The organism is Pantoea sp. T14, assembly GCF_036663535.1.
In the GTDB taxonomy this organism is placed as follows: Bacteria; Pseudomonadota; Gammaproteobacteria; order Enterobacterales; family Enterobacteriaceae; genus Pantoea; species Pantoea phytostimulans.
This window is the reverse complement of the sequence record NZ_JAWUEB010000010.1, coordinates 34,735-58,399: the sequence shown is the minus strand read 5'-3', so window position 1 is coordinate 58,399 and position 23,665 is coordinate 34,735. Positions and strand designations below refer to the sequence as shown.

23 protein-coding genes are annotated in these 23,665 nt (G+C 52.4%); 9 read left to right on the top strand and 14 right to left on the bottom strand.

Going from position 1 to position 23,665, the window contains the following annotated elements; all coding sequences use genetic code 11:
* Position 1: 1 nt before the first annotated feature.
* The 3 genes from SC127_RS02985 to SC127_RS02975 are packed head-to-tail and all read right to left on the bottom strand — an operon-like array spanning position 2 to position 1,708.
* Entirely contained in the window at positions 2–187 is a 186-nt protein-coding gene (locus tag SC127_RS02985) for a YpfN family protein (protein WP_047715355.1), read from the bottom strand.
* A 23-nt stretch (positions 188–210) separates the two neighbouring features.
* Positions 211–1,338, bottom strand: coding sequence for a succinyl-diaminopimelate desuccinylase (dapE, locus tag SC127_RS02980; RefSeq protein WP_215845915.1), 1,128 nt, complete (start codon positions 1,336–1,338; stop codon positions 211–213).
* A 1-nt stretch (position 1,339) separates the two neighbouring features.
* Positions 1,340–1,708 carry an ArsC family reductase gene (locus SC127_RS02975; RefSeq protein ID WP_215845917.1) on the bottom strand — a complete coding sequence of 123 codons (369 nt, stop codon included), beginning with the start codon at positions 1,706–1,708 and terminating at the stop codon, positions 1,340–1,342.
* A 370-nt stretch (positions 1,709–2,078) separates the two neighbouring features.
* On the opposite strand from SC127_RS02975, the gene ypfM reads away from it, so the two are divergent.
* Positions 2,079–2,141: a protein YpfM gene (gene ypfM, locus SC127_RS22545; RefSeq protein ID WP_215848231.1), complete on the top strand. Its 63-nt coding sequence runs from the start codon at positions 2,079–2,081 to the stop codon at positions 2,139–2,141.
* A 180-nt stretch (positions 2,142–2,321) separates the two neighbouring features.
* Here ypfM and acrD read toward each other — a convergent pair whose 3' ends face one another.
* The 3 genes from acrD to narQ all read right to left on the bottom strand — a co-directional run bounded on the left by acrD (position 2,322) and on the right by narQ (position 8,000).
* The gene (gene acrD, locus SC127_RS02970; RefSeq protein WP_215845919.1) at positions 2,322–5,438 is read right to left on the bottom strand and encodes a multidrug efflux RND transporter permease AcrD; all 3,117 of its coding nucleotides are present in this window, start codon (positions 5,436–5,438) and stop codon (positions 2,322–2,324) included.
* Positions 5,439–5,622: 184 nt separating this feature from the next.
* A complete protein-coding gene (locus tag SC127_RS02965) occupies positions 5,623–6,243 on the bottom strand; it encodes a response regulator (protein WP_215845921.1) in 621 nt (206 codons plus the stop codon).
* 68 nt (positions 6,244–6,311) lie between these two features.
* On the bottom strand, positions 6,312–8,000 hold the full coding sequence (narQ, locus tag SC127_RS02960) for a nitrate/nitrite two-component system sensor histidine kinase NarQ (protein ID WP_332625156.1): 1,689 nt from the start codon (positions 7,998–8,000) through the stop codon (positions 6,312–6,314).
* A 247-nt stretch (positions 8,001–8,247) separates the two neighbouring features.
* Here narQ and SC127_RS02955 point away from each other — a divergent pair, with 247 nt between their 5' ends.
* The 8 genes from SC127_RS02955 to nudK all read left to right on the top strand — a co-directional run bounded on the left by SC127_RS02955 (position 8,248) and on the right by nudK (position 15,434).
* Complete coding sequence (locus SC127_RS02955; RefSeq protein WP_215845924.1) at positions 8,248–8,520, top strand: YdgH/BhsA/McbA-like domain containing protein; 273 nt, start codon at positions 8,248–8,250, stop codon at positions 8,518–8,520.
* Between the two features lie 273 nt (positions 8,521–8,793).
* Positions 8,794–10,299 (top strand): L-asparagine permease, encoded by a 1,506-nt coding sequence (gene ansP / locus SC127_RS02950; protein ID WP_243077431.1) that lies wholly within the window; start codon positions 8,794–8,796, stop codon positions 10,297–10,299.
* Between the two features lie 240 nt (positions 10,300–10,539).
* Entirely contained in the window at positions 10,540–10,944 is a 405-nt protein-coding gene (gene napF, locus SC127_RS02945; protein WP_332625153.1) for a ferredoxin-type protein NapF, read from the top strand.
* Entirely contained in the window at positions 10,937–11,215 is a 279-nt protein-coding gene (locus SC127_RS02940) for a chaperone NapD (protein ID WP_332625151.1), read from the top strand. The genes napF and SC127_RS02940 overlap by 8 nt, the downstream gene beginning before the upstream one ends.
* Entirely contained in the window at positions 11,212–13,698 is a 2,487-nt protein-coding gene (gene napA, locus SC127_RS02935; protein ID WP_332625149.1) for a nitrate reductase catalytic subunit NapA, read from the top strand. Before SC127_RS02940 ends, napA begins: the two co-directional genes overlap by 4 nt.
* An 11-nt stretch (positions 13,699–13,709) precedes the next feature.
* Positions 13,710–14,141 carry a nitrate reductase cytochrome c-type subunit gene (gene napB, locus SC127_RS02930; protein WP_332625148.1) on the top strand — a complete coding sequence of 144 codons (432 nt, stop codon included), beginning with the start codon at positions 13,710–13,712 and terminating at the stop codon, positions 14,139–14,141.
* A gap of 7 nt (positions 14,142–14,148) precedes the next feature.
* The gene (napC, locus tag SC127_RS02925; protein ID WP_215845933.1) at positions 14,149–14,733 is read left to right on the top strand and encodes a cytochrome c-type protein NapC; all 585 of its coding nucleotides are present in this window, start codon (positions 14,149–14,151) and stop codon (positions 14,731–14,733) included.
* A 122-nt stretch (positions 14,734–14,855) separates the two neighbouring features.
* Positions 14,856–15,434 carry a GDP-mannose pyrophosphatase NudK gene (gene nudK, locus SC127_RS02920; RefSeq protein WP_215845934.1) on the top strand — a complete coding sequence of 193 codons (579 nt, stop codon included), beginning with the start codon at positions 14,856–14,858 and terminating at the stop codon, positions 15,432–15,434.
* Here nudK and SC127_RS02915 read toward each other — a convergent pair.
* From SC127_RS02915 to SC127_RS02880, 8 genes are read right to left on the bottom strand one after another with little or no spacing between them, the layout of a single operon-like run.
* On the bottom strand, positions 15,424–16,389 hold the full coding sequence (locus SC127_RS02915) for a ribokinase (RefSeq protein ID WP_332625145.1): 966 nt from the start codon (positions 16,387–16,389) through the stop codon (positions 15,424–15,426). The two genes, nudK and SC127_RS02915, sit on opposite strands and share 11 nt — an antisense overlap.
* Complete coding sequence (gene alsK, locus SC127_RS02910) at positions 16,386–17,282, bottom strand: allose kinase (protein ID WP_243077436.1); 897 nt, start codon at positions 17,280–17,282, stop codon at positions 16,386–16,388. The genes SC127_RS02915 and alsK overlap by 4 nt, the downstream gene beginning before the upstream one ends.
* The gene (gene alsE, locus SC127_RS02905; protein ID WP_243077437.1) at positions 17,279–17,971 is read right to left on the bottom strand and encodes a D-allulose 6-phosphate 3-epimerase; all 693 of its coding nucleotides are present in this window, start codon (positions 17,969–17,971) and stop codon (positions 17,279–17,281) included. The genes alsK and alsE overlap by 4 nt, the downstream gene beginning before the upstream one ends.
* A complete protein-coding gene (locus tag SC127_RS02900; protein WP_243077438.1) occupies positions 17,971–19,035 on the bottom strand; it encodes an ABC transporter permease in 1,065 nt (354 codons plus the stop codon). Before SC127_RS02900 ends, alsE begins: the two co-directional genes overlap by 1 nt.
* 14 nt (positions 19,036–19,049) lie before the next feature.
* A complete protein-coding gene (locus SC127_RS02895) occupies positions 19,050–20,039 on the bottom strand; it encodes an ABC transporter permease (protein WP_243077439.1) in 990 nt (329 codons plus the stop codon).
* Positions 20,032–21,540 (bottom strand): sugar ABC transporter ATP-binding protein, encoded by a 1,509-nt coding sequence (locus SC127_RS02890; protein WP_243077440.1) that lies wholly within the window; start codon positions 21,538–21,540, stop codon positions 20,032–20,034. Before SC127_RS02890 ends, SC127_RS02895 begins: the two co-directional genes overlap by 8 nt.
* 2 nt (positions 21,541–21,542) lie before the next feature.
* Complete coding sequence (locus tag SC127_RS02885) at positions 21,543–22,523, bottom strand: substrate-binding domain-containing protein (RefSeq protein ID WP_243077441.1); 981 nt, start codon at positions 22,521–22,523, stop codon at positions 21,543–21,545.
* An 11-nt stretch (positions 22,524–22,534) separates the two neighbouring features.
* Complete coding sequence (locus SC127_RS02880) at positions 22,535–23,365, bottom strand: DeoR/GlpR family DNA-binding transcription regulator (RefSeq protein ID WP_243077442.1); 831 nt, start codon at positions 23,363–23,365, stop codon at positions 22,535–22,537.
* Between the last annotated feature and the right edge of the window lie 300 nt (positions 23,366–23,665).

Genomic DNA, 23,665 nt, shown 5'->3' with positions numbered 1-23,665 from the left:
ATCACTTTTTCTTGGGCCAGTCGTCGTCGTCCCATTTATCGTTGAAATCACGATGCGGCGGCAGGTCCGGTTTGTTATCCATAAATTTCTTATGATCAATGCGCTTCAGATCTTTATAGACGTTCATCAGCACGCCGACCATCAGCAGGATCACTAAGATCCACCAGTAATCTTTAATAAACTCCATTTCCCCACTCCTTACGATCGCGATCAGGCGATCAATTGTTCCATGATGCGCTGGTACATTCGGCTCAACATTTGTAGGTCGGACGCCTTCACGCACTCGTTAATTTTATGAATTGTGGCATTTACCGGGCCCAGCTCAACCACCTGCGCGCCCATGCGGGCGATGAAACGACCATCCGAGGTTCCACCGGTGGTTAACAGTTGCGGCTTAATCTCATTATAGTGCGCTATTGCGTTGACCACGGCATCGACCAATTTGCCGCGTGAGGTCAGAAACGGTTGGCCTGATAATTTCCACTCAATGGTGTAACGCAGCTGATGGCGATCCAGCAGTTCGGCGACGCGCTGGCGAATCGTCACGTCGGTCGATTCTGTGCTGAAGCGGAAGTTAAACTGCACAAACAGCTCGCCAGGGATCACATTGTTACTGCCGGTTCCGGCCTGCACATTGGCAATCTGCATGCTGGTTGGCGGGAAAAATTCGTTACCGCGATCCCATTCCACGGCCGTCAGTTCAGCGAGTGCAGGCAGGGCACGATGTACCGGGTTATCCGCCAGGTGCGGATACGCCACATGGCCTTGAACACCGTGAACGGTGAGGTTGGCGGTAATCGAACCGCGACGCCCATTTTTAACCACATCACCCACGACTTCAGTGCTGGACGGCTCGCCAACCAGACAATAATCCAGGCGTTCGTTACGTGCCATCAAGCGTTCAACCACTTTCACCGTGCCGTTGGCCGCGCTGGCTTCTTCATCGGAAGTAATCAGAAACGCCAGACGCCCTTTATGCTGCGGATGCGCGGCGACGAAACGTTCAGCCGCCACCACCATTGCGGCCAGCGAGCCTTTCATGTCTGCTGCGCCGCGTCCAAACAGCATGCCGTCACGAATAGTCGGTTCAAAAGGAGGATTAATCCAACGGTTCGCATCACCCGGCGGAACGATATCGGTGTGGCCGGCAAACGCCAGCGTTTCGCCTTGTCCACGCGTCGCCCAAAAGTTCAGGGTGTCATCAATGTTCATGGTTTCGATATGAAAACCAATCGCTTCCAGGCGCGCAATCAGCAGCGCCTGACATCCGGCATCATCTGGGCTGAGAGAAGGACGACGGATAAGCTGCTGTGTCAGCTCAATGACCGGACAAAACATATTATGACTTCTCCTGGATAAAGTTCTGGTAAGTAGTTTCGTTAAAGCCGAGCAGTAGCGAACCCTCTGGCGCGCGTAACAATGGACGCTTGATAATGGCGGGTTGCGCCAGCATCAACGCTTTGGCGCTATCAGCATCCGTGATCGCTTCACGTTCGGCTTCCGGTAACTTACGCCAGGTCGTGCCGCGCGTGTTCAGGAGCTCTTGATACCCCAGCGTGTCAATAAACTGCTGTAACTGCTCATCGTTCAGGCCATCTGCGCGGTAATCATGAAAACGATAGTCGATGCTGGCAGCCTCTAAAAAGCGGCGGGCTTTTTTAATCGTGTCGCAATTTTTTATTCCAAACATCGTCCAATGCGCTGTCATCGCTGGTTCCTGTCATAAAAGTAAAGCGCGAGTTTAACATAGTGTGATCCTATGCGGCATCTGACCTCTGTTAGAGAAGGGAAAACAAAGCTTAACTAACCCTGCGAAAGCGGTTTCAATATCGTCCTAAATTGTTACTTACCTCATCATTATCATTCTAAGAATTTCCTCATGTACAAAATTTATGCTACCGCTGGGTTAAAAATAAATAAATCCTGTCGCCTTAATAAGTTGCTGAAATGTGCGTCAGCAATCATATCCAGCAAAGTAAAGCTTTTATTCGCCTCTGCCGATAGTGATAACAGGTGTAAACGTATTCACTTGAAGAAAAAACAGGCGTAAAATTATCAGCACAATAAGAGAGGTTTTTATGATTGATACAGAAATGGGGAACTGGAAAGAATTTATCGAAGCGATGTTACGCCACAAGTAACACGTGATGAAAAAAGCAGGGTATTTCCCCCCTTGCTGAAATTCTGACTACACACATAAAAAGGCAGCCATGATAATGGCTGCCTTTGTTTTTTCATGACACAACTCAGGTCACATTGATCTTGCTCGCTGAGCTCTGTCTCGAATTTACTTCACGATGCCGCTTTACGCTGGCCAGACGTTAATCATGCGGTTTATCACGCGCCGGAAAACGGCGACGCACCACAACAAAAAACAGCGGGACAAAAAATATCGCTAGCACTGTGGCTGAGATCATCCCGCCCATCACGCCTGTGCCGACCGCGTGCTGACTACCGGAACCCGCACCTGAACTGATTGCCATTGGCAGCACGCCAAAAATAAACGCCAGCGAGGTCATCAAAATAGGACGCAGGCGCTGCCGCGAGGCTTCCAGCGTCGCTTCAATCAGCTCTCGGCCTTTGCTGTTCATCTCATTAGCGAACTCAATAATCAGAATGGCATTCTTGGCCGATAAGCCAATCACAGTTAATAATCCGACCTGGAAGTAAACGTCATTCTCCAACCCGCGCATCCAGGTCGCGATTAACGCACCCACCACACCAAGCGGCACCACCAGCATGACCGAGAAAGGTATCGACCAGCTTTCATACAGCGCCGCCAGACACAAGAACACCACCAACAGAGAAATGGCATACAGCGCTGGCGCTTGCGAACCGGACAAGCGTTCCTGATAGGATGCGCCAGTCCACTGAAAGCCAACGCCCAGCGGCAGCGCATTCACCAGCTTTTCCATCTGGTCCATTGCCGCACCGCTGCTGACGCCAGAAGCCGCTTCGCCGACTATCTCCAGCGAGGAATAGCCGTTGTAGCGTTCAAGTCGCGGTGAGCCGGTTTCCCAGCGGCTGGTGGCAAAAGCAGAGAAGGGCACCATGCGCCCACTGCTATTGCGTACATACCATTTGTTAATATCACCGGGCAGCATGCGGAATTCAGGTGCGGCCTGCACATAGACTTTCTTAACGCGACCGCGATCAAGGAAGTCATTAACATAGGTTGAACCCCACGCGGTGGTCAGCGTGTCATTAATCGTATCGATTGAAACACCCAGCGCCTGAGCTTTACGCTCGTCTACATCAATTTGCAGCTGCGGGCTGTCATCCAAACCATTATGACGTACGCGCGAAAGCAATTTGTCGCTACCCGCCATCTCCAGCAATTTATCGCGCATGGCCATTAACTGGCTATGTCCGGCACCTGCATGATCTTGCAACTGCATGTCAAAGCCTGATGAGCTGCCCATACCGGTAATCGCTGGAGGGCTACTGGCTATCACGCGACCTTCCTTGATTTTCTGGAATGCGGCAGTGGCGCGTTCAATGATAGCGAATGAGGTGCGATCGGCGCCCGGACGCGCTTCCCAATCTTTTAGACGGACAAACAGACGCGCAACGTTTTGACCATTTCCGCCGGGACCTGCACCGATGGTTGAAAACACCGACAACACATTCTCTTTTTCTTGCGTCATGTAGTAGTTCTCAACCTGGGCCACCACGTTAGCGGTTTGCTGCAAAGTTGAACCCGCGGGTAATTGCACCTGCGTCAGGAAGACGCCGCGATCTTCCAGCGGTAAAAACGAGGTCGGTAATTTAATAAACAGAAACGCCATCACGCCAATAATGCCCAGGTATAACACTAACCAGCGGCCGCCTTTCATCAGGATGCGGGCCACGCCACGTTCGTAACGCTCAGCATTGGTGTTGAAGTGACGATTGAACCAGCCGAAGAAGCCACGGCGTTCATGGGTTTCGCCTTGCGCTATTGGCTTCAGTAACGTGGCACAGAGTGCCGGTGTGAGGATAATTGCCACCAAAACCGACAGCACCATCGCTGACACGATAGTGATCGAGAACTGACGATAGATCGCGCCTACGGTGCCGCCAAAGAAAGCCATCGGCACAAACACCGCCGACAGCACCAGAGCAATACCGACCAGCGCGCCCTGTATTTGCCCCATCGATTTTCGCGTGGCGGCCCGCGGCGATAAGCCTTCCTCGCTCATGATGCGCTCAACGTTTTCCACGACGACGATGGCATCATCCACCAACAGACCAATCGCCAGCACCATGGCAAACATGGTTAATGTGTTGATACTGAACCCACAGATGTATAACACGCTGAATGTGCCAAACAGCACCACCGGCACGGCGATGGTGGGAATCAAGGTGGCACGAAAATTCTGCATAAACAGGTACATCACCGCGAACACCAGCACGATCGCTTCAAGCAGCGTTTTTACTACGTCTGTGATCGAGGCTTTGACAAACGGGGTGGTTTCATAAGCGATCTTGGCTTCAAGCCCATGAGGAAAATAGTGCGACAGTTCTTCAATACGCGCGCGCACCAGCTTGTCGGTATTCATCTCATTGGCACCGGAAGCGAGCTTAACGCCCAGGCCAGAAGCTTGTTGGCCGTTGTAACGGCTGAGGTAATCGTACTTCTCCGCGCCCAACGCGACGCTTGCAACATCGCCCAGCGTGACGACTGAACCATCAGGATTATTCTTCAACGTGATCGCTTTGAATTGCGCGGGCGTTTGCAGCATTGATTGCGCATTCACCGTGGCGTTCAGGGCTTGTTTATCCACCGCCGGTAAACCGCCGACCTGGCCCACGGCAACCTGGGCATTCTGCGATTCGATGGCGCTAACAACATCATCTGTCGTCAGGGAATAGGCAATTAATTTATTGGGATCAAGCCAAATGCGCATCGCATATTGTGAGCCGTAAGCATCTACCTGACCCACACCGTCAATACGACTCAGCGGGTCCTGAATGTTACTGGCGACATAATCTGCAATATCCTGCTTGTCCATGCTGCCATCGGTTGAGACGAAAGCGACCATCAATATATTGCTGTCACCGGTTTTATTGACGGTAACGCCCTGCGATTGAACGGCTTGCGGCAGCTTACGTAACGCAGATTGCAGCTGGTTTTGCACCTGCTGGCGGGCTTCATCAGGATCGGTCCCGGCGGTAAACGTCAGCGTGATTTGTGCCTGGCCGGTGTTGCTGCTGTTGGATGACATGTACATCAGGTTATCGATGCCTGTCATGTTTTGCTCAATCACCTGCGTCACGGTGTTTTCCAGCGTTTCTGCGGATGCGCCGGGATAGTTAGCCGTGATACGAACGTTAGGAGGAGCCAGATCGGGGTATTGCTCAATAGGAAGTGAAATGATGGACAACGTGCCACAAAGACACAACAAAATCGCCAGAACCCAGGCAAAAATGGGACGGTCGATGAAAAAATTCGACATCGAATCGACACTCCTTAGCAGCGTATCGTCATTATTATAAAAAACGGTTCCTTAATGAAAAGGACGCGAAGCAGGGGGGAGGGAAACGCTATCATCCACGATTTCCTGCCGTAACCTACTCTACGTGCGACATTATGGTAAATCGTGGAGAAATTGTGGAGAAAGTGTAAAACAGCCCGGTAGGTTAATTATTTCTGCTCTCCAGCCACATCACAGTAGCCGCAACGCGTGAGCGCACATCAAGTTTGCGCAGCATATTGCGGATATGTACTTTCACTGTTTCTTCAGAAATATGCAGGGTGGTAGCGATTTCTTTGTTTGATAATCCGCGCGCCACTTCCTGCAACACATCAAGTTCACGTTCTGTCAGCTGGCGAAACGGATTGGCACTGTATTGACGCGTAGCGAGATAATTTTCAACCGCTTCACTGAAAACTTTTTGCCCCTGCGCCGCCTGCATAATCTGACTAAGCAACATGTCGGGATCGCTATCCTTCAGCAGATAACCATCAGCACCCGCATCCACCATGGCGTAAATATCGCTACGGGCATCCGAAACGGTGAGCACCAAAATACGTGATGAAATCCCTTCATGGCGCAGCGCTTTTAAGGTATCCAGCCCCGACATGCCTTTCATGTTCAGGTCGAGCAGGATGACATCGGGTGTCAGGCGACGCGCTTCGGCCAGCGCTTCGGTGCCGTTATTTGCTTCGGCTACCACTTCCAGCCGAGGCTCAAGCGTCAGCAGTTGGCGGATGCCACGGCGCATGAGCGGATGATCATCCACAATCATTAAGGTCAGCATGTTTACTCCCGGTAAAAAGGCGCTGTCGTGCCTTGAACAGTCTGTTTGCGGTTACGCTTTTTATCTCGCTATTCAAGCGGATGAGGCGGACGCGGCGAAAAGCGCAACGCCACCTGTGTTCCCTGCGCTTGCGCATTGATGCTTAAGCTGCCCGATAGTCGTGCAGCCCGTTCTGCCATTGTGGTTAAGCCGTAATGTCCCGGCGGTTCATCGAGGCTGGCAATGCCGACGCCATCATCGGTGATGGTCAGCAGATGCTCGCCCTCGTCGGTTCGCTGATACTCCACCGCAATTTTGCTCGCGTTAGCATGACGAATGGCGTTCACGACTGCTTCGCGTGCAATCTGCAACACGTGCACCTGCTGCTGTGCATCAAGGCTTTGTAATCCCGGCTGATAATCAAAACTGATTTGCGTATCAACCTGCTCTTGCAGCGGTAAAATCATCGCCTGCATTGCTGCGACTAAATCGGCTTGTTCGATAGTCAGACGAAAGGTCGCCAATAATTCTCGCAGCTGACGATAAACATCGGCTAGCGCACGATCAAAGTCTGCGATGATTGTATGTGCGGCCTGATCAGATTTATCCACGGTGCGGCGTAACAGCGTAAGTTGGATACGTAAAAATGAAAGCCCCTGCGCCAGCGAATCATGCAGTTCGCGTGCAATAGTGGCGCGCTCCTCAATCAGCAGCATCTGTTGATATTGCTTTTGAGTTTGCCAAATCCAGATGGCGCGCCCCAACATGGCCGCCAGGCTGCGCATTAACGCTTCAGGTGGTTCGCTATCAGACGCTTGCCAGCGCAGTTCGCCAATTTGCTGCTCGTCCTGCTGCAATGGCACGCGCTGCCACGCTTTTTCGCTGCGACTCACACCCGCGCAAAACAAAAACTTGTCACTTTCCAGCCGAATTGCCTCTACCTTTTCATTCGCCAGCACGTTCGCTAGCACACTTTCAAATAGCGCGGGATGCAGCGGGCTGGCGGTCAACATTTGCGAGCTGTTGTACAGCAGCGAAAGGGTGCGATTAGCTTCGGTTAGATCGCTTGTTTTCGTCCGTACCGTGCTTTGCAGCAGCTGATAATGCGTTTGCAACCGTGATGCCATGCCGCTAAAGGTTTGCGACAGCACCTTGAGTTCATTTTCCTGCACGACATTCAGTGGAGGAAAAGCGAAATTACCGCTCTCAATGTAGCGACTGGCAGTAACCAGTGCGTTCAACGGGCCAACCACTTGCTGGCGGGTAAAACGAATCGTCATCAATGCCAGCGCCACAATGGCGATCAAGCCCACCAGGCTACTGACAGCGACCAAATGCATCTTCACTTCAGCGTAATGCTGCAATCCCAGCACGAAACGATCAATTTCGTTGACGTAAATTGCGACCTGCTGTTGGTAGAGGTTGGCATCACCCTGTTGCAGATTTTGTTGCAGCTGCGGCCAGGCGCTGCGCAGTCGGTGATAGCGATTAATGACTTCTTGCGGTACCCAAGGGCGATCAAGATTGTGTAATGCCGGTGCGTCCAGCGTCTGCTGGTAAAGAGTTAAATGATGCGCGAGCTGTTGCGGTTCACGCGTGGCGTCCCACGCCAAACGATAGCTCTGCATACGTAAAGAACCGGCCAGATTGATGGCTTCCGCGTCGCGCAGGCTGCTGGAAAGCGTGATCAGGGCCAAGCCAGTACTCAACAGTGATAGCAGAACGATAGCGGTAAGCGCTTGGGCAATACTGCGAGTAACAGAACGTTTCACAATCACCTTAATATCCCTGGTTTGAGCGCGGGATTATAAAAGAGTCGGCGTACCGCGCCAAGCAACGCCCCGCAATATTCAGACAGACTGTTACAGGTTGTACAAAAAACAACCTAAACTGACAGTATCCAGGATTAAAAACCTGGTGGTGGTTAAAGATTAAACAAGTTTACAGTGTGACCATGTTGGCTTTCATTATGGCGCTAATAATTCATACCGTAATAACCGAAATCATCTTGCTTAGGAGCATCCCATGAAAAAACTGACTGCAGTTCTGGCCGGTGCCCTGCTGGCTTCTGCTTCATTTACAGCCCTGGCGGCCGCGCCTATTGATCGAGAGCAGGCGCAAGGCATGCAAAGTTTAGGTAGCGTTTCTGTCTCCAGTGTAAGAGGTTCTATGGATGACGCCACAGAACAACTTTCACAAAAAGCCGAAGAGATGGGCGCAAGCCATTACCGTGTTATAGGTGTTGATAATCCAGGCGATTCCAGCTTGTGGACCGGCACCGCAGAAATTTATCGTTAATCTCGATCCGCTTTCCATCCCTGTAGCTTTTACCGGCCCGCCAATGGCCGGTTTTTTTGTGCGTTAAAAACCCTTCTTACAATTCAACCTGTGCATCCCAGCGGTATATTTTGCTTCGTTCACGCAGAACGGGTAGGATTCATCGCCGTAAATTCCCGCGCCGCTTTCTTCTCACTCACAGGCTGGCGCACAGAGGAAAATACCCCATTTCGCACGGTTTAACGCAAACGATTGGTTTGCCGTGGATTGATGGTCAGGACAAACAGGAAAGCTATGAAATCTACAAAAAAATCAGCAGCCGAGATGCGCGCTGCGAAAAGACGCTGGCTGAACTCTCATGACACCGGCTACCAAAAAGCGATGGGCAACCGTCACGTTCAAATGATTGCGATTGGTGGTGCCATCGGTACCGGCTTGTTTCTCGGTGCTGGTGCGCGTTTACAAGCGGCTGGCCCGGCGTTAGCCATCATCTACTTAGTCTGCGGTATCTTCTCTTTCTTTATCTTACGTGCTTTGGGCGAACTGGTTTTACACCGTCCAAGCAGCGGCAGTTTTGTCTCTTACGCACGCGAATTTCTCGGTGAGAAAGCGTCATATGTGGCTGGCTGGATGTACTTCGTTAACTGGGCAATGACCGGTATCGTGGACATCACCGCCGTGGCGCTTTATATGCATTATTGGGGCGCGTTTGGTGATGTGCCGCAATGGGTATTTGCCCTTGGCGCGCTGGCCATTGTTGGCACCATGAATATGATTGGTGTGAAATGGTTCGCTGAAATGGAGTTCTGGTTTGCGCTGATCAAAGTGCTGGCGATCGTGGTTTTTCTGGTGGTTGGTGTGGTGTTTTTGGGCACCGGCAAACCGTTGGATGGCAATACCACTGGCTTCCATTTGATCACCGATAATGGCGGTATGTTCCCGCACGGCTTGCTGCCTGCATTGGTCTTGATTCAGGGTGTCGTTTTTGCCTTCGCTTCTATCGAGTTGGTCGGAACGGCCGCTGGCGAATGTAAAGATCCACAGACCATGCTGCCTAAAGCGATCAACAGCGTGATTTGGCGTATTGGCCTGTTCTACGTTGGCTCGGTTGTTTTACTGGTGTTATTACTGCCGTGGAATGCGTATCAGGCGGGTCAAAGCCCGTTCGTTACTTTCTTCTCGAAACTCGGTATGCCTTACATTGGTAGCATCATGAATATCGTCGTGCTGAGTGCCGCGCTGTCGAGTCTGAACTCGGGCCTCTATTCAACTGGCCGTATTCTGCGCTCTATGTCGATGGGCGGCTCGGCGCCAAAATTCATGTCAAAGATGAGTGGACAGCAAGTCCCTTACGCCGGCATTTTGGTCACCATTGGCGTTTACATCATTGGCGTGGTGCTGAACTATTATGTGCCGTCGCAGGTGTTTGAGATTGTCCTGAACATCGCTTCGCTGGGCATCATCTCTTCATGGGCGTTTATCGTGGTGTGTCAGTTGCGCCTGCGTAAAGCGATCAAAGAGGGCAAAGCGGATGATGTTAGCTTTAAGCTGCCAGGCGCGCCGTTTACCTCGTGGCTGACGCTGCTGTTCCTGTTCAGCGTCCTGGTGTTAATGGCATTCGATTATCCAAACGGTACCTACACCATCGCCTCAATTCCGTTGATTGCTGTGGTGCTGGTGCTTGGTTGGTTTGGCGTGCGCAAGCGCGTTAATGCCATCGCTCAGACCGAACATGATCATCTGCACAGCCATGATGATGATGTTAAACCCAGCAAACTGGCCGATGAATCCTCGCACTAATTTGCGTTGATCCTCCGTTAAAGCCAGCCTTCGGGCTGGCTTTTTTGATCTCGCCTCATACTGCTTCCCCTTCCTTTGATCCACCTTCAGGAATTACTCCCTTCGAGTGATATACCCCTGTAAACCCTCGGGCTATTTTACGCGCCAACACACTGTTCATTCGACGAGGGCGCAATGGCGCTGTCACGCAGAGGATTTTTAACCGGGCAACGACACACGAGTAGGCCGAACGGTTTCACTTTGCCTTGGTGGCGTCATCAACCCGGCTGTGATGGCTGCGCACGCTGTGTTGACGCGTGCGACACGCAAATTATTGTTCTGCTTTCTGGCAGCGAGCCGCAGATAGATTTTTCACAAGGTGAATGCACCTTTTGCGGTGCCTGCGCGGATGCTTGCCCACAGCCGTTATTCACCTTACGTGATGCTCAGCCTTGGCCACTCAGAATAAAAATTGATGAGCGCTGTATCGCTTTTCAGGGCGTGAACTGTCGCAGCTGTCAGGAGAGTTGTGAGCAGCAAGCCATCACATTCCACTTCAACAGGTTGGGCGTAGCGCAACCGGAAGTTCACCCCGAAAACTGTACCGGATGCGGCGCCTGCATCGCGCTTTGCCCGGTCTCTGCAACAGGATTAGCGCATGCGTAATGAAAATAGCTGGCATGTTTGCGGCCTGGTAATTCAGGCGCGCGCGGCGGATATCGCCGCAGTGCAGTCAGCGTTACTGGCAATGGATGACGCGGCAGTCGCGGCGGCATCAGAAGAGAAAGGCTCGCTGGCCGTGACGTTGGGCGCACCCGATGCCGCCAGCCTGCTGAGAAATATTGAGTCAACGCGAGAGATTCCCGGCGTGTTAGCCGTTTCGCTGGTCTATCACCAGCAGGACGAAGAGCTGGAACAGAGTAAGGAAGCATCATGAGCTTAAGTCGTCGTGATTTTATGAAAGCTAACGCGGCGGCCGCGGCCGCGATGGCCGCCGGTTTAACCATCCCGACGGTGACGCAAGCCACGCCTGGCATGGGTGAACCGATTCGTTGGGAAAAAGCGCCGTGCCGCTTTTGTGGCACCGGCTGCGGCGTGCTGGTAGGAACGCAGAATGGGCGTGTGGTGGCCTCGCAAGGCGATCCACAAGCAGAAGTGAACCGCGGTCTGAACTGTATCAAAGGCTATTTCCTGCCCAAGATCATGTATGGAAAAGATCGTCTGACACAGCCTTTGCTGCGCATGATCGACGGACGTTATGACAAGAACGGCGAGTTTTACCCGGTTTCCTGGGATCAAGCATTCGATATCATGGAGGAAAAATTCAAAGCAGCGCTGAAAGCCAAGGGGCCAGAATCGGTAGGCATGTTCGGCTCAGGTCAGTGGACGGTATGGGAAGGTTATGCCGCCTCTAAATTGATGAAAGCCGGTTTTCGTACCAATAACCTTGATCCTAACGCGCGTCACTGCATGGCATCAGCGGTGGTGGGTTTTATGCGCACCTTCGGCATGGATGAGCCAATGGGCTGCTACGATGATATCGAACAGGCCGACGCCTTTGTGCTGTGGGGCTCAAACATGGCCGAGATGCATCCGATTCTCTGGTCACGCCTGACAGCGCGCCGCCTCAGTAATGAAAACGTCAAAGTGGCGGTGCTTTCAACTTACCGTCACCGCAGCTTTGAATTAGCCGACAATGCGATGGTCTTTACGCCGCAGACCGATCTGGTGATCATGAATTTTATCGCCAACTACATCATTCAAACCAATCGGGTCGACAAAGATTTCCTGGCACGTCACGTCACCTTACGTAAAGGCGCAACGGATATCGGCTACGGTTTGCGTCCTGGCGATCCACGTCAAAGCACGGCAAAAAACCCGGACAGCGGTGATTCAACGCCGATCAACTTTGATCAATTTGCCCGACACGTCTCCGAATATACCGTTGAGAAAGCCAGCCAGATGAGCGGCGTGGAGCAGGATCAACTGCTGGCATTGGCTGAACTTTATGCCGATCCAAACGTGAAAGTGGTTTCATACTGGACCATGGGTTTCAACCAGCACACGCGCGGTGTCTGGGCAAATAACCTCTGCTACAACCTGCATTTGCTGACCGGTAAAATCTCGCGTCCCGGCACCGGCCCGTTCTCGCTGACCGGCCAGCCCTCCGCCTGCGGTACAGCGCGTGAAGTGGGTACGTTTTCCCATCGGCTGCCCGCTGATATGGTGGTGAACAATGATAAGCACCGGGCGCTGGCTGAAAAGCTGTGGAAGCTGCCGAGCGGCACCATTCCCGCCAAAATCGGTTTACATGCAGTGGCGCAAGATCGCGCACTGAAAGATGGCAAGCTCAACGCCTATTGGTCAATGTGTAACAACAACATGCAGGCCGGGCCAAACCTCACTGAAGATCGCATGCCAGGTTGGCGCGATCCGCAAAACTTCGTAGTGGTCTCCGATCCTTATCCCACCGTCAGCGCCTTATCTGCGGACCTCATTTTGCCTACCGCAATGTGGGTAGAAAAAGAGGGCGCGTATGGCAACGCCGAGCGCCGCACGCAGTTTTGGCATCAGCAGGTCAAAGCGCCGGGCGAAGCAAAATCTGATCTCTGGCAGATCGTGAATTTCTCTAAACGCTTCAGGTTAGAAGAGGTGTGGCCGGAAGAACTGCTGGCGCAGGATCCCAGTCTGCGTGGCAAAACACTTTATGACGTGCTTTACGCAAATGGTCAGGTTGACCGGTTTCCGCTGAGTGAAGTGGCAGACGATCGCCTGAATGATGAAGCGCGTGCGTTTGGCTTCTATCTGCAAAAAGGCTTGTTTGAAGAGTACGCCAGCTTTGGTCGCGGTCATGGTCACGACCTTGCGCCGTTCGATGCTTATCACGAAGCACGTGGCTTGCGCTGGCCCGTGGTGGAGGGAAAAGAGACCCGCTGGCGCTACCGCGAAGGTTACGACAGCTACGTGAAAACCGGTGAAAGCGTGCGTTTCTATGGCCAGCCAGACGGCAAAGCGGTGATTTTTGCGCTGCCGTACGAGCCACCAGCGGAAATGCCGGATGAGGAATACAACTTATGGTTCTGTACCGGTCGCGTGCTGGAGCACTGGCATACCGGCACCATGACGCGCCGCGTGCCGGAGTTGCATCGCGCTGTGCCGGAAGCGCTGCTTTACATTCATCCGCTGGATGCGAAATCGCGCGGTTTACGCCGTGGCGAGCAGGTGCGTGTGGTTTCACGTCGCGGGGAAACTTTCGCTCATGTGGAAACGCGGGGTCGTAACCAACCGCCGCAAGGGTTGGTTTTCATGCCGTTTTTTGATGCGGGTGTGATGGCGAACAACATTACGCTGGACGCGACCGATCCGCTCTCAAAACAGAACGATTATAAAAAATGCGCCGTTAAGCTGGTTAAAATTTAAGGCAGGACGCAATGAAAACGATCATTACCTTTATCACTCTTGCCACCCTGTTACTGGGCGGCGCAGTCTGGGCTAACGAAAGCGCCGATCTCTCCTCCTCGCCGGAAGTTAACGCTGGACACCGTGGCGCGATTTTTCAGCCGAAGCAGCAGGGCAGAATGCCACTAAACTATGTCAACCAACCGCCGGTGATCCCGCACAGCGTGGAAGGTTATCAGGTAACGAAGAATGTGAACCGTTGCCTGCAATGTCACGGTACACAAAGTTATCTAACCACCGGTGCGCCGCGTGTCAGCCCAACGCACTTCACCGATCGCGACGGCAGCGTAAGCAGCAGTGTATCGCCGCGTCGCTACTTCTGTTTGCAGTGCCATGTACCGCAAACCGATGCCAAGCCGATTGTCGAAAACAGCTTCCGGCCTGCCGCCGGTTTTGGCCGGTGAGGCGAGGATGAAACAGCGACTTTTACGCCTGTGGCGCTGGTGGCGACGTCCAAGTCGTCTTGCGCTTGGCACTTTACTGCTGATTGGCTTTGGCGCAGGCATCCTCTTCTGGGGCGGCTTCAATACCGGCATGGAATTGACCAACCGCGAGCAGTTCTGTATCGGCTGTCATGAGATGCGCAACAACGTTTATCAGGAATATATGCAAACGGTACATTACAACAACCGCAGCGGTGTACGCGCAACCTGCCCGGATTGCCACGTGCCGCATGAATGGGGCCCGAAAATGATCCGTAAAATTCAGGCGAGCAAAGAGGTTTATGCCAAGATTTTTGGCCTGATTGATACCCCACAGAAGTTTGAGGATCACCGTATCAAGTTGGCGCAGAACGAATGGCGCAGGATGAAGAACAACAATTCGCAGGAGTGTCGAAACTGCCACAACTTCGATTACATGGATTTCACCCAGCAGAAAACCGTTGCGTCGAAAATGCATGCTAAAGCGGTAGAAACCGGGCAAACCTGTATCGACTGTCACAAAGGCATCGCACACCACTTGCCAGATATGAAAGATCAGCCAAACGGCTTTTAACCCCATTAGCGCATCGCCGCTCGCGGTGCGCTAAATTCTCTTTCAGCACCAGTTTCAGATAGTTTTCTGAACGGCACCGTCCTATGATGTCAGGCTCCCCTTAAAGACGTAGCGGAGACTTCATGTCGTTAAAGATCAATATCATCAAAGATAAGTTGCTGTCTGAGAACTGGTTTGTTCTGCGCAACTTCACCTATGAACTCACCGATAAAAAAGGTGAAGTGCTACGCCACAAACGCGAAGTTTACGACCGAGGCAATGGCGCCACAATTCTGCTCTACAACCGTGATAAAAACAGTGTGGTGCTGACGCGCCAGTTTCGCATCGCGACCTACATCAACGGTAATGAAAGCGGCATGCTGATTGAAGCCTGCGCAGGATTACTCGATGACGATTCGCCGGAAGATTGCATTCGTAAAGAGGCGATAGAAGAAACCGGTTACGCGGTGGGCCAGGTAGAAAAACTCTATGCCTGCTATATGTCGCCGGGCGGCGTAACGGAACTGATTCATTTCTTTGCTGCTGAATATAATGATTCGCTGCGCGACAACGCGGGCGGCGGCGTAGAAGATGAAGATATTGATGTGCTGGAAATGACATTCCCTGATGCACTCGCGATGGTGAAAGATGGGCGCATCCGCGACGGCAAAACTATCATGCTATTGCAGCACGCCCAGATTGCGGGCTGGCTTAAGCCTTAACATCTTCGGCCAGCAGATTAGGTTGGCATTCCGGATGCGCGTGCAGACGCGACAAGGCTTCCGCGTAGGACGGCATAGAATGTGCCGCGCCTGCGCGCTCTACGCACACCGAAGCAAACGCCGCCGCAAATAAAGCCGCCTGTTCCAGCGATTCGCCCGCCGCCAAACGTGCAGCAAGCGCACCGTTAAATGCATCGCCTGCACCGGTAGTGTCCTGCGGCGTGGCGGGAAACAGGGGAATACGTAACTGCTGTGTTTCCGTAGAAAGCAGCGCGCCTGCGGTACCCAAAGTAATGATCACCTGACGCGCACCTTTGCGATGCAATCTTTCTGCGGCGCGTTGTGCACAGGAGATATCGGTTATCGTCACGCCTGTTAACAGCGTCGCTTCCGTGCTGTTGGGCGTCAGTAAATCAACCTTGGCGAGCAGCCTGTCGCTGATCTTCTGAAACGGTGCTGGATTCAGAATGACGAACGTGTTCGCTGCACGGGCGTTATCAATCATGCGGGTTATTGCACTAAGATTATTCTCCAGCTGCACCAGGAGAATATCTGCCGCGGCTACCGTTGGCTGACAGCGCGTCACTTCGGCGGCGGACACGGTTAAATTCGCGCCCGGATAAACCGAAATCATATTTTCCGCATCGTTACCGGCGACGTAAATCAACGCATTGCCGGTGGGTTTTTCTTTACACGTAAACAGCGTAATCGCATCAAAGCCGGTCTTTTCCAGATGGCGTCGGGCAAACGTGCCAAAATCATCATTGCCGACTTTACCAATGTAATGCACCCGAGCGCCTGCCCGCAACGCGGCGGTGGCCTGATTTGCGCCTTTACCGCCGGGCCCCATCATGCTGTGTTGCGCAATCAGTGATTCACCCGGCAGCGGAAAGCGCGTCATACCGGCGACAACATCAAGGTTGAACGATCCAAAAACACAGACTTTGCCTTTCATTCTTCACTCCTGAAGCGCCGTTCGGCTGCGAGGCAGGCGCCACGACAACCGGTATGATCGGTAGCATGGCTGAAAATAATCTTCAGACCCTCGCGCGTTACCGGTGGACGCAGATGTTGCTGAATACGGCTGCGCAAGCTAGCCAGCGGGAAATCTGTCATCGACAGCACGCCACCGCCAAGAATCAGATATTCTGGATCGAGAATATTCATCTCTGTAGCAATGAGTTCCGCTAAGCGTTGCACAAACGCCTGCAAATCCGGGTGAGCGCCCTGTAGGGTGAACAGTTGCGACATGTCGGTTTCAGCCGCATATTTAGCGGCCCAGCGGCTCAGCCAATGCCCGGAGGTTAAGGTTTCCGCGCATCCCATGTTGCCGCAAGGGCAGGGCAGGGAATTACCGGACAACGGCACATGCCCCAATTCTCCTGCGCCACCATGATGACCGTGATAAAACCGACCTTCCAGCCACAAGCTGTTACCCATACCCGTACCGGGATACAAACCTACCGCGCAGTTTGGCACGGGATCGAGCTGCATTAAATCCCATAGCATCAGGTGGTTAACGTCTTTATCCATTGCCACTGGAACCTTGAGCCTGTGACTGAGCATGGCGGCAACCGGCTGGTTATCCAGCGCCTGAATAAAGGGCAGTGAAATAACCTGCTGCCGGTCGCGACTGAGAATGCCGGGTAAACCGAGCATCACACCGCTAACCGGCTGCTGTTCTAAGGTTTCACTGATGACATTGCCCAGCGCGGCGAGCGCATCCGGTTGTTGCGCCCAGCTGGCGGTGGACACTTTACGAAAGCCGGACCATGCCCGACCTTCTTCCATCAGCTGCAAGCGTGTACTGGTGCCGCCAATGTCAATGCCAAGCCAGCGTGATTTCATGCCGACTCCTGCTGCAAGCCCTGCGCCGTATCGATACTGTCACGCATCATGGTCCAGGCGGTAGCGAGATCGTCATGAATAGTAAACAGGCCGGATGTGCCGACAATGAGCACTTCTGCACCTGCGTCCAGCAAAGTGCTATAGGTGCGTTGATTACAGGAGCCATCAATTTCAATTAAATAGCGATGGCCATGCGCCAGCTTCAGCGCTTTTAGCTCCTGAATTTTTTGCACCATTTCTGGAATGAAAGGCTGCCCGGCGTAGCCCGGATCGACGGTCATCACGGTGATCTTGTCGAGCAGATGAATGTAGTGATGAATAAACGAAACCGGTGTGGCCGGGTTCAGTACGATACCCACTTTTTTCCCCAGGCTACGGATGTGATTAATCACCCGAAACGCGTCGCGGTTGATGGTCTCAGCGTGTGGGCAAATATAATCTGCCCCGGCTTTGGCCACGGCTTCGATAAAATCGTTGGGATGCTCCACCATTAAATGCACATCAATGGCTACTGGCGTATGGGGGCGAATCTGCTCAATGAAAAACGGCGACAGCGTAATATTTTTTACGTAGTGACCATCCATAATGTCAACGTGCAGGAAGTCTGCTCGCGAGTTCAACACAGACAATTGCTGCTTGATCTCCATTAAATTCATGCACATCAATGACGGAGAGATTTGAATACGCATCATACTTCCTTTTTGTGAGTCAGAGGATTTAACGCCGTGCTCAGCAGTTTGCTGCGCTTAACGGCACGGCTTTCATTGAGTCGGGCTTTACCCTGTTTAAAGGCCAGCACCACGATTAACACCGCTCCCCACATGGCGAGGCTGACGTGCTGGCTGATGTTCATTAAGTTGAAGCCGGTAGAGAGGATTTGCAGCGCAACCAGGGCCAGCACCACGCCGGTGACGCGTCCGAATCCGCCATTGGGATCGGTGCCGCCGAGGATGATGGCCAGCACGGTCAGCAATAAGTAGGCGTCGCCGTAACCCATTCGCGCCGAATTGAAGCGTGCCATCATGATCAGCCCGGCCAGCACGCACAGCAGGCTAGAAATGACATACACCAGCACCACCATGCGATGCGTATTCACGCCACTAAACCAGGTGGCGTTGATATTGCTGCCACCCATGTAAATGCATTTACCTGCACGGGTTTTACCAAGGAACAGAGCCAGCAGCGCGGCGGCAATCAGGAATACCCACAGCGGCAACGGCACGCCCAGCAAGGTGTTGGAACCCAAGGCGCGCACCACGGCGGGCATACCGCTTACCGCTGCACCTTTGGTCAGCCAAATACCAATGCCGTTGATGGTCATCATGGTGGCGAGCGTAACCAGAATCGGATGAGCGCCAATACGCGTTACCATCACGCCAGTTATCACGCCAATCACAAGGGCGATGATCATCGCGCCAATCACCGCCAGCGCCAGCCATAACAGTTGCTGACCTGTGCTGGCACCCTCTGGCAGCATGCTCAACAGCACCCACGCAATAAATAAGCTGGTCAGGTTAGCGGTGGTAATAATCGCCAGATTCAGGCCACCACTTAAAATGGCGATGAACATGGCCAGCGTCAGCAAGCCCAGCTCCGGCAGCTGAAACGCCATGCTGAGGAAGGTCGAGTCAGTCAGAAAACGGCCCGGCAGCAAGATACTGAACAGCGCCAGTGCAAACGCGATCAGTAACATCAGTCCAATATTGGTGCCGTCCGGTTTCAATGCCGATAACGATGCAGAAAATCTTTTCATAGCGCCTCCTTCCGTCAGACAAAACTAACGTCAGTTTCTTTGCGTTTTTTGTAGTGAGTGACAGCAATCGCCACCATGATTACGCTGCCGACCACAATGTTCATGAAGTAGTTAGAGACGCCAATCAGGTTGAGGCCATTTTTTAGGATGGCGATCAGGAACACGCCCATCAGTGTGCCGCTAACCGTGCCTTTGCCGCCCATCAGGCTCGCGCCGCCCAGCACCGTTGCTGCCAGTACATCCAGCTCACCGCCAACCAACGCATTCGGTACCACTTCACCCATGCGATAGACCTGTACCAATCCGCCAATCGCCGCCATTGCACCCAGCCAGCCGTAAGCGAACAGGTGAATCAGGCCAACCCGAATACCCACGCGCCGCGCCGATTCGGCATCACCGCCCACCGCATAGAGCTGACGGCCTAAATGGGTTTTGTTCAGCATCACGGCGGTGAGTGCGGCAATAACCAGCATGGTGATCAGCGGCAAACCGACCTGGAAAGTTTGACCCTGCCATTCAAACGGCAGCACGTTACGCAACGTGATCCACCAATCCGGTAGCGCATACAGACTGCGTCCGCCCGTCATCCACATCAGCAGGCCAAACAGCAGCGATTGCATACTGATGGTGATGATGATCGACACCACTCGCAGCGTGGTAATCAGCCAGGCGTTGAGCACGCCAAACAGCGTGCCGCAGACGACCGCCAGCACAATGCTCAAAAGGGCGTTATCAAACTGGTAGTGCACAAACAGGGAGGCGATCAGGTACTGCACCACCGAAGCCACCGCAGCAAAGGAGATATCGATGCCGCCAGTGACCAAGACAACAAACAATCCGAGGGCGAAAATGCCGGTTACGGCGTAGCTTTCCGCCAGGTCTAACAAATTTTGCACGCTGAGAAACTGGTCGCTGGCCACTGAGAAAAAAACAATAAATGCCAGCAGCACCCAAGTGAGCCAACCCTGACTGGAATGTGGGCGTAAACGAGAGAAGTCAGGCATTGATCACCTCCGCCAGCTGTTGTTGTTCAACGGTATCGGGTTGATATTCGGCATGAATGGTGCCGTCGCGAAAGTGCAGAATACGGTCGCAGTTGTACCAAACTTCCGGTACTTCGTCGGAAATCAGGATGATCGACAATCCTTCACGCGCCAGTTCGTGGATTAATTGATAGATGCTGGCTTTTGCACCGACATCTACGCCAACGGTTGGCGAGTCGAGGATCAGAATACGGGGTTGCGTCAGCACCCATTTTGCCAACACGATTTTCTGCTGATTACCGCCAGAAAGGGTGGAAATGGCCAGGTTGGGATCGGTCACGCGTACGCCGAGCTGCTGAATCCACTGTAAGATCAGCTTGTTCTTGCGGTATTCGTCAATAATGTGAAAACGGTTTTGCAGCTTGTCGAGGATCGGCAGCACCATGTTGTCGGCCACCGATTGCTGCTGCACTAAACCCAGTGTCAGCCGATCTTCGGATACGTAACCGATTCCGGCTTTGATGGCATCTTCATGCCCACGAAAACGTACTGGTTTGCTGTCGAGCCAGATTTTACCGCTGTCCGGTTTGGTCATACCAAACAGTGACAGCGCCAGTTCAGTGCGCCCGGAGCCAAGCAGGCCGCATAACCCCAACACTTCGCCTTCGTACAGACGAAAACTCACATCGTGATATTGCCCGGCGCGGCTTAGTCGCTCGACTTCGAGCATCACGCGGTCAGGATTGTGAGAAGGGGATTTCAACGAGTAATCCAGCTTTAGGCCGGTCATGAGTTCGGTCAGATGGTGCGGAGTCATATCACGCGCTGACCAACAGCCCATTTTGCGACCATCTCGGATAACCGTCACGCGGTCGGATATTTCCAGCACTTCATCGAGTCGATGGCTGACAAACACCACGCAAATGTTCTTCTCTTTCAGATAGCGCACGGTGCGCAGCAGCTGGTTGACTTCGGTGCGCGTCAGCGACGCGGTGGGTTCATCCATAATCACCAATCGGGCATCTGCGACCAGCGCGCGGCAAATCGCCACCTGCTGACGCTGAGCGATGGAAAGCTCCGCCACTTTTAGATCTAAATTCAGGTCGAAATTTAGCTCTTCAACAATACGCTGTGCGCTGGCACGCAGTTTTCCTGCGCGATGCCAGCCAAACAGACCACGCAGATTGTGTTCGAAACCGATGTTTTCGGCGACGCTTAGGTTCGGAAACAGTGACAGATCCTGATAAATCACCTGGATACCAAAGTCACGCGCCTGACGCGATGTCAGCCTGGAAAAACCCTGGCTGCTGTTGCCAAGGCGGATCTGGCTGCCACTGTCCGGGGCATGCACCCCGGAAATGACTTTGATTAACGTACTCTTGCCACAGCCGTTGGTTCCGGCAAGGCAGTGCACTTCGCCTTCCAGTAGTGTTAGCGAAATATCGCTCAGTGCGCGGTTACCGCCAAACGTCTTTGACAGATTGTCGAGGACGATGAGCGTCTGTGGTTCGACACGTTCCATGGTTACAGCCCCAGTTTGATCAGTTTCGGCAGGTTGGCTTTGTCCAGGCTTTCGGTGTTGTTACCGATGATGGTGTGATTAGCTTCATCCACGTTGACGTTGCCCAAGCCTTCGATAGTCATACCCTGTTTAATCGGCTGGTTTTTCTGCATCATTTCGGCGATCCGTACAAACACTTCGCCAGCCGTTTCCGGGTTCCAGATATAGCCACCTTTGATCGCACCGCGATTTACCAACTGCGCGCCTTGCCCCGGACTAAACGCACCAATAACGCAAACTTGATTGATTTTATTGCGGTTCATCACGGCCCGACCGGCACCAATTGGGCCTTGTGAGCCGAAGGCCATGATGCCTTTCAGATCGGGATATTTAGACATCAGCTCGTTGGTGGTGCGAATTGAGTCATCCAGCGATTCGCCCACACCAAACTTGTCGGTCACCATCTGCATTTTTGGATAGTGTTCTTTTTGGTAATTCAGCGCAGCGTCAGTCCATTCCTGATGCAATGGCACGGTCAGGCTGCCGACGTACATGGCGTATTTGCCCTCTTCGTGCATACACTGTGCCAGCGCTTTCATGTGGTTGATGCCATGCGTGGGTGCGTCAACCAACTCGAAATCCCAGTTGGCATACTTCTGACCTGGTGATTCGTGCGTGATCACTTTTATTCCGGCGTCACGGGCACGTTGCAGCACCGGCTCCAGTACTTTCGGATCGTTGGGTACCACACCAATAATGTCGACTTTCTGCGCAATCAAATCTTCAATTGCACGTACCTGCAACGCTGGGTCAGCCGCCGTTGGGCCAACCATCCAGGCATCAATGCCACTTTTTTCCGCCTGGCTTTTAATGCCCGCTTCCATGGCGTTAAACCAGGGAATACCACCAATTTTCACGACGATGCCCATGCGTAATTTGTCCGCAGCTTGAGCCTGAACAGCAAACAAGGCGATGAGAGAACAGGCGATAAGATGTTTTTTCATAAAGACTCCGTTTAATTTTTTATTAGCTGCATTGACTGCGAGCGTTGTGAACAATCAATAATATTCACGCCGTTCCACGCCAGTTCTTGTTCCAGCTCTTTATCTTTTAATTGGTCAGTAATGAGAAAATCCACATCGCGATAATGACAAATACGCGCGAATGAGGGTCGTAAAAATTTACTGCTGTCCATCAACAGATGTTTTCTTTCTGCTGCCAGAATCATTTGCTGTTTTAAATGCGCGTTATGTTCATTGCCTTCACGTAAATAACCGTCGTTACCTAAACTGCTACAGGAAAAAAAGATCTTGTTTATTTGAAACTCTTTTAACGGCTGCTCGGCAACAATGCCGTGGAAATCTTCATAGCGGTCAGAATATTCCCCGCCTAAGCAAATGGTGCGAATACTGCCGCGTGCTGCCAGCGTCTGCACAATACGTAATGAATTGGTTAATACCGTTAATTCAATATCGGGTAATTGCCGAGCCAAATAAAAACAGGTGGTACTGCTATCGAGTAATAAACAATCTCCCACGCTGATAAAATCGAGCGCACGTTTGGCAATCGCCATTTTGGCATCGACGTGTTCATTTATTCTTTGGCGAAAAGATAATTCATATTCATTTATGGCTCGGATATTTCCCTGAATATTGGCTGCTTGCCTTTTAGGCAGTACTGCACCGCCATGGCTACGTTGTAACAGGCCGCGTTTTTCTAATTGGTTTAAATCTCGACGAATGGTTTCCTGCGAAACATGACACAGTGAAACTAATTCGGTGACGATAACCCGACCATTAATTGTTAATTCATCAATAATTCGCTGCTGGCGTTCAATCGGCAACATGCTGGCCTCCGATGACAATAAAGTACTGGATGGCGCACGGCAAAAATGTGTCCTGGACACGACTCCACAGGGCAATATTTGCTGTGCGAGAGCAAAGTGATGTTTATTAATTTTTTATGAAAATTTGGAGGGGGCGTACAAATAAAATGTGATTGATATCACGAAAAAGGCGGTATTAACGGCGATGTCCATGATCGACTCACGTTATAAGCGAGAAAGGGGCAATGACTATAGCATGACCGTATTTGACCGTTTCTGTGTATTTGACCGATTCGAGAACAGAGCAAATTGTCCGATGAA

Coding starts and splice junctions, on each gene's coding strand:
- SC127_RS02985 (WP_047715355.1), bottom strand. CDS start 187: ATGGAGTTTATTAAAGATTACTGGTGGATCTTAGTGATCCTGCTGATG.
- dapE (WP_215845915.1), bottom strand. CDS start 1,338: ATGTTTTGTCCGGTCATTGAGCTGACACAGCAGCTTATCCGTCGTCCT.
- SC127_RS02975 (WP_215845917.1), bottom strand. CDS start 1,708: ATGACAGCGCATTGGACGATGTTTGGAATAAAAAATTGCGACACGATT.
- acrD (WP_215845919.1), bottom strand. CDS start 5,438: ATGTCGAATTTTTTCATCGACCGTCCCATTTTTGCCTGGGTTCTGGCG.
- SC127_RS02965 (WP_215845921.1), bottom strand. CDS start 6,243: ATGCTGACCTTAATGATTGTGGATGATCATCCGCTCATGCGCCGTGGC.
- SC127_RS02955 (WP_215845924.1), top strand. CDS start 8,248: ATGAAAAAACTGACTGCAGTTCTGGCCGGTGCCCTGCTGGCTTCTGCT.
- ansP (WP_243077431.1), top strand. CDS start 8,794: ATGAAATCTACAAAAAAATCAGCAGCCGAGATGCGCGCTGCGAAAAGA.
- SC127_RS02940 (WP_332625151.1), top strand. CDS start 10,937: ATGCGTAATGAAAATAGCTGGCATGTTTGCGGCCTGGTAATTCAGGCG.
- napA (WP_332625149.1), top strand. CDS start 11,212: ATGAGCTTAAGTCGTCGTGATTTTATGAAAGCTAACGCGGCGGCCGCG.
- napB (WP_332625148.1), top strand. CDS start 13,710: ATGAAAACGATCATTACCTTTATCACTCTTGCCACCCTGTTACTGGGC.
- napC (WP_215845933.1), top strand. CDS start 14,149: ATGAAACAGCGACTTTTACGCCTGTGGCGCTGGTGGCGACGTCCAAGT.
- nudK (WP_215845934.1), top strand. CDS start 14,856: ATGTCGTTAAAGATCAATATCATCAAAGATAAGTTGCTGTCTGAGAAC.
- SC127_RS02915 (WP_332625145.1), bottom strand. CDS start 16,389: ATGAAAGGCAAAGTCTGTGTTTTTGGATCGTTCAACCTTGATGTTGTC.
- alsK (WP_243077436.1), bottom strand. CDS start 17,282: ATGAAATCACGCTGGCTTGGCATTGACATTGGCGGCACCAGTACACGC.
- alsE (WP_243077437.1), bottom strand. CDS start 17,971: ATGCGTATTCAAATCTCTCCGTCATTGATGTGCATGAATTTAATGGAG.
- SC127_RS02900 (WP_243077438.1), bottom strand. CDS start 19,035: ATGAAAAGATTTTCTGCATCGTTATCGGCATTGAAACCGGACGGCACC.
- SC127_RS02895 (WP_243077439.1), bottom strand. CDS start 20,039: ATGCCTGACTTCTCTCGTTTACGCCCACATTCCAGTCAGGGTTGGCTC.
- SC127_RS02890 (WP_243077440.1), bottom strand. CDS start 21,540: ATGGAACGTGTCGAACCACAGACGCTCATCGTCCTCGACAATCTGTCA.
- SC127_RS02885 (WP_243077441.1), bottom strand. CDS start 22,523: ATGAAAAAACATCTTATCGCCTGTTCTCTCATCGCCTTGTTTGCTGTT.
- SC127_RS02880 (WP_243077442.1), bottom strand. CDS start 23,365: ATGTTGCCGATTGAACGCCAGCAGCGAATTATTGATGAATTAACAATT.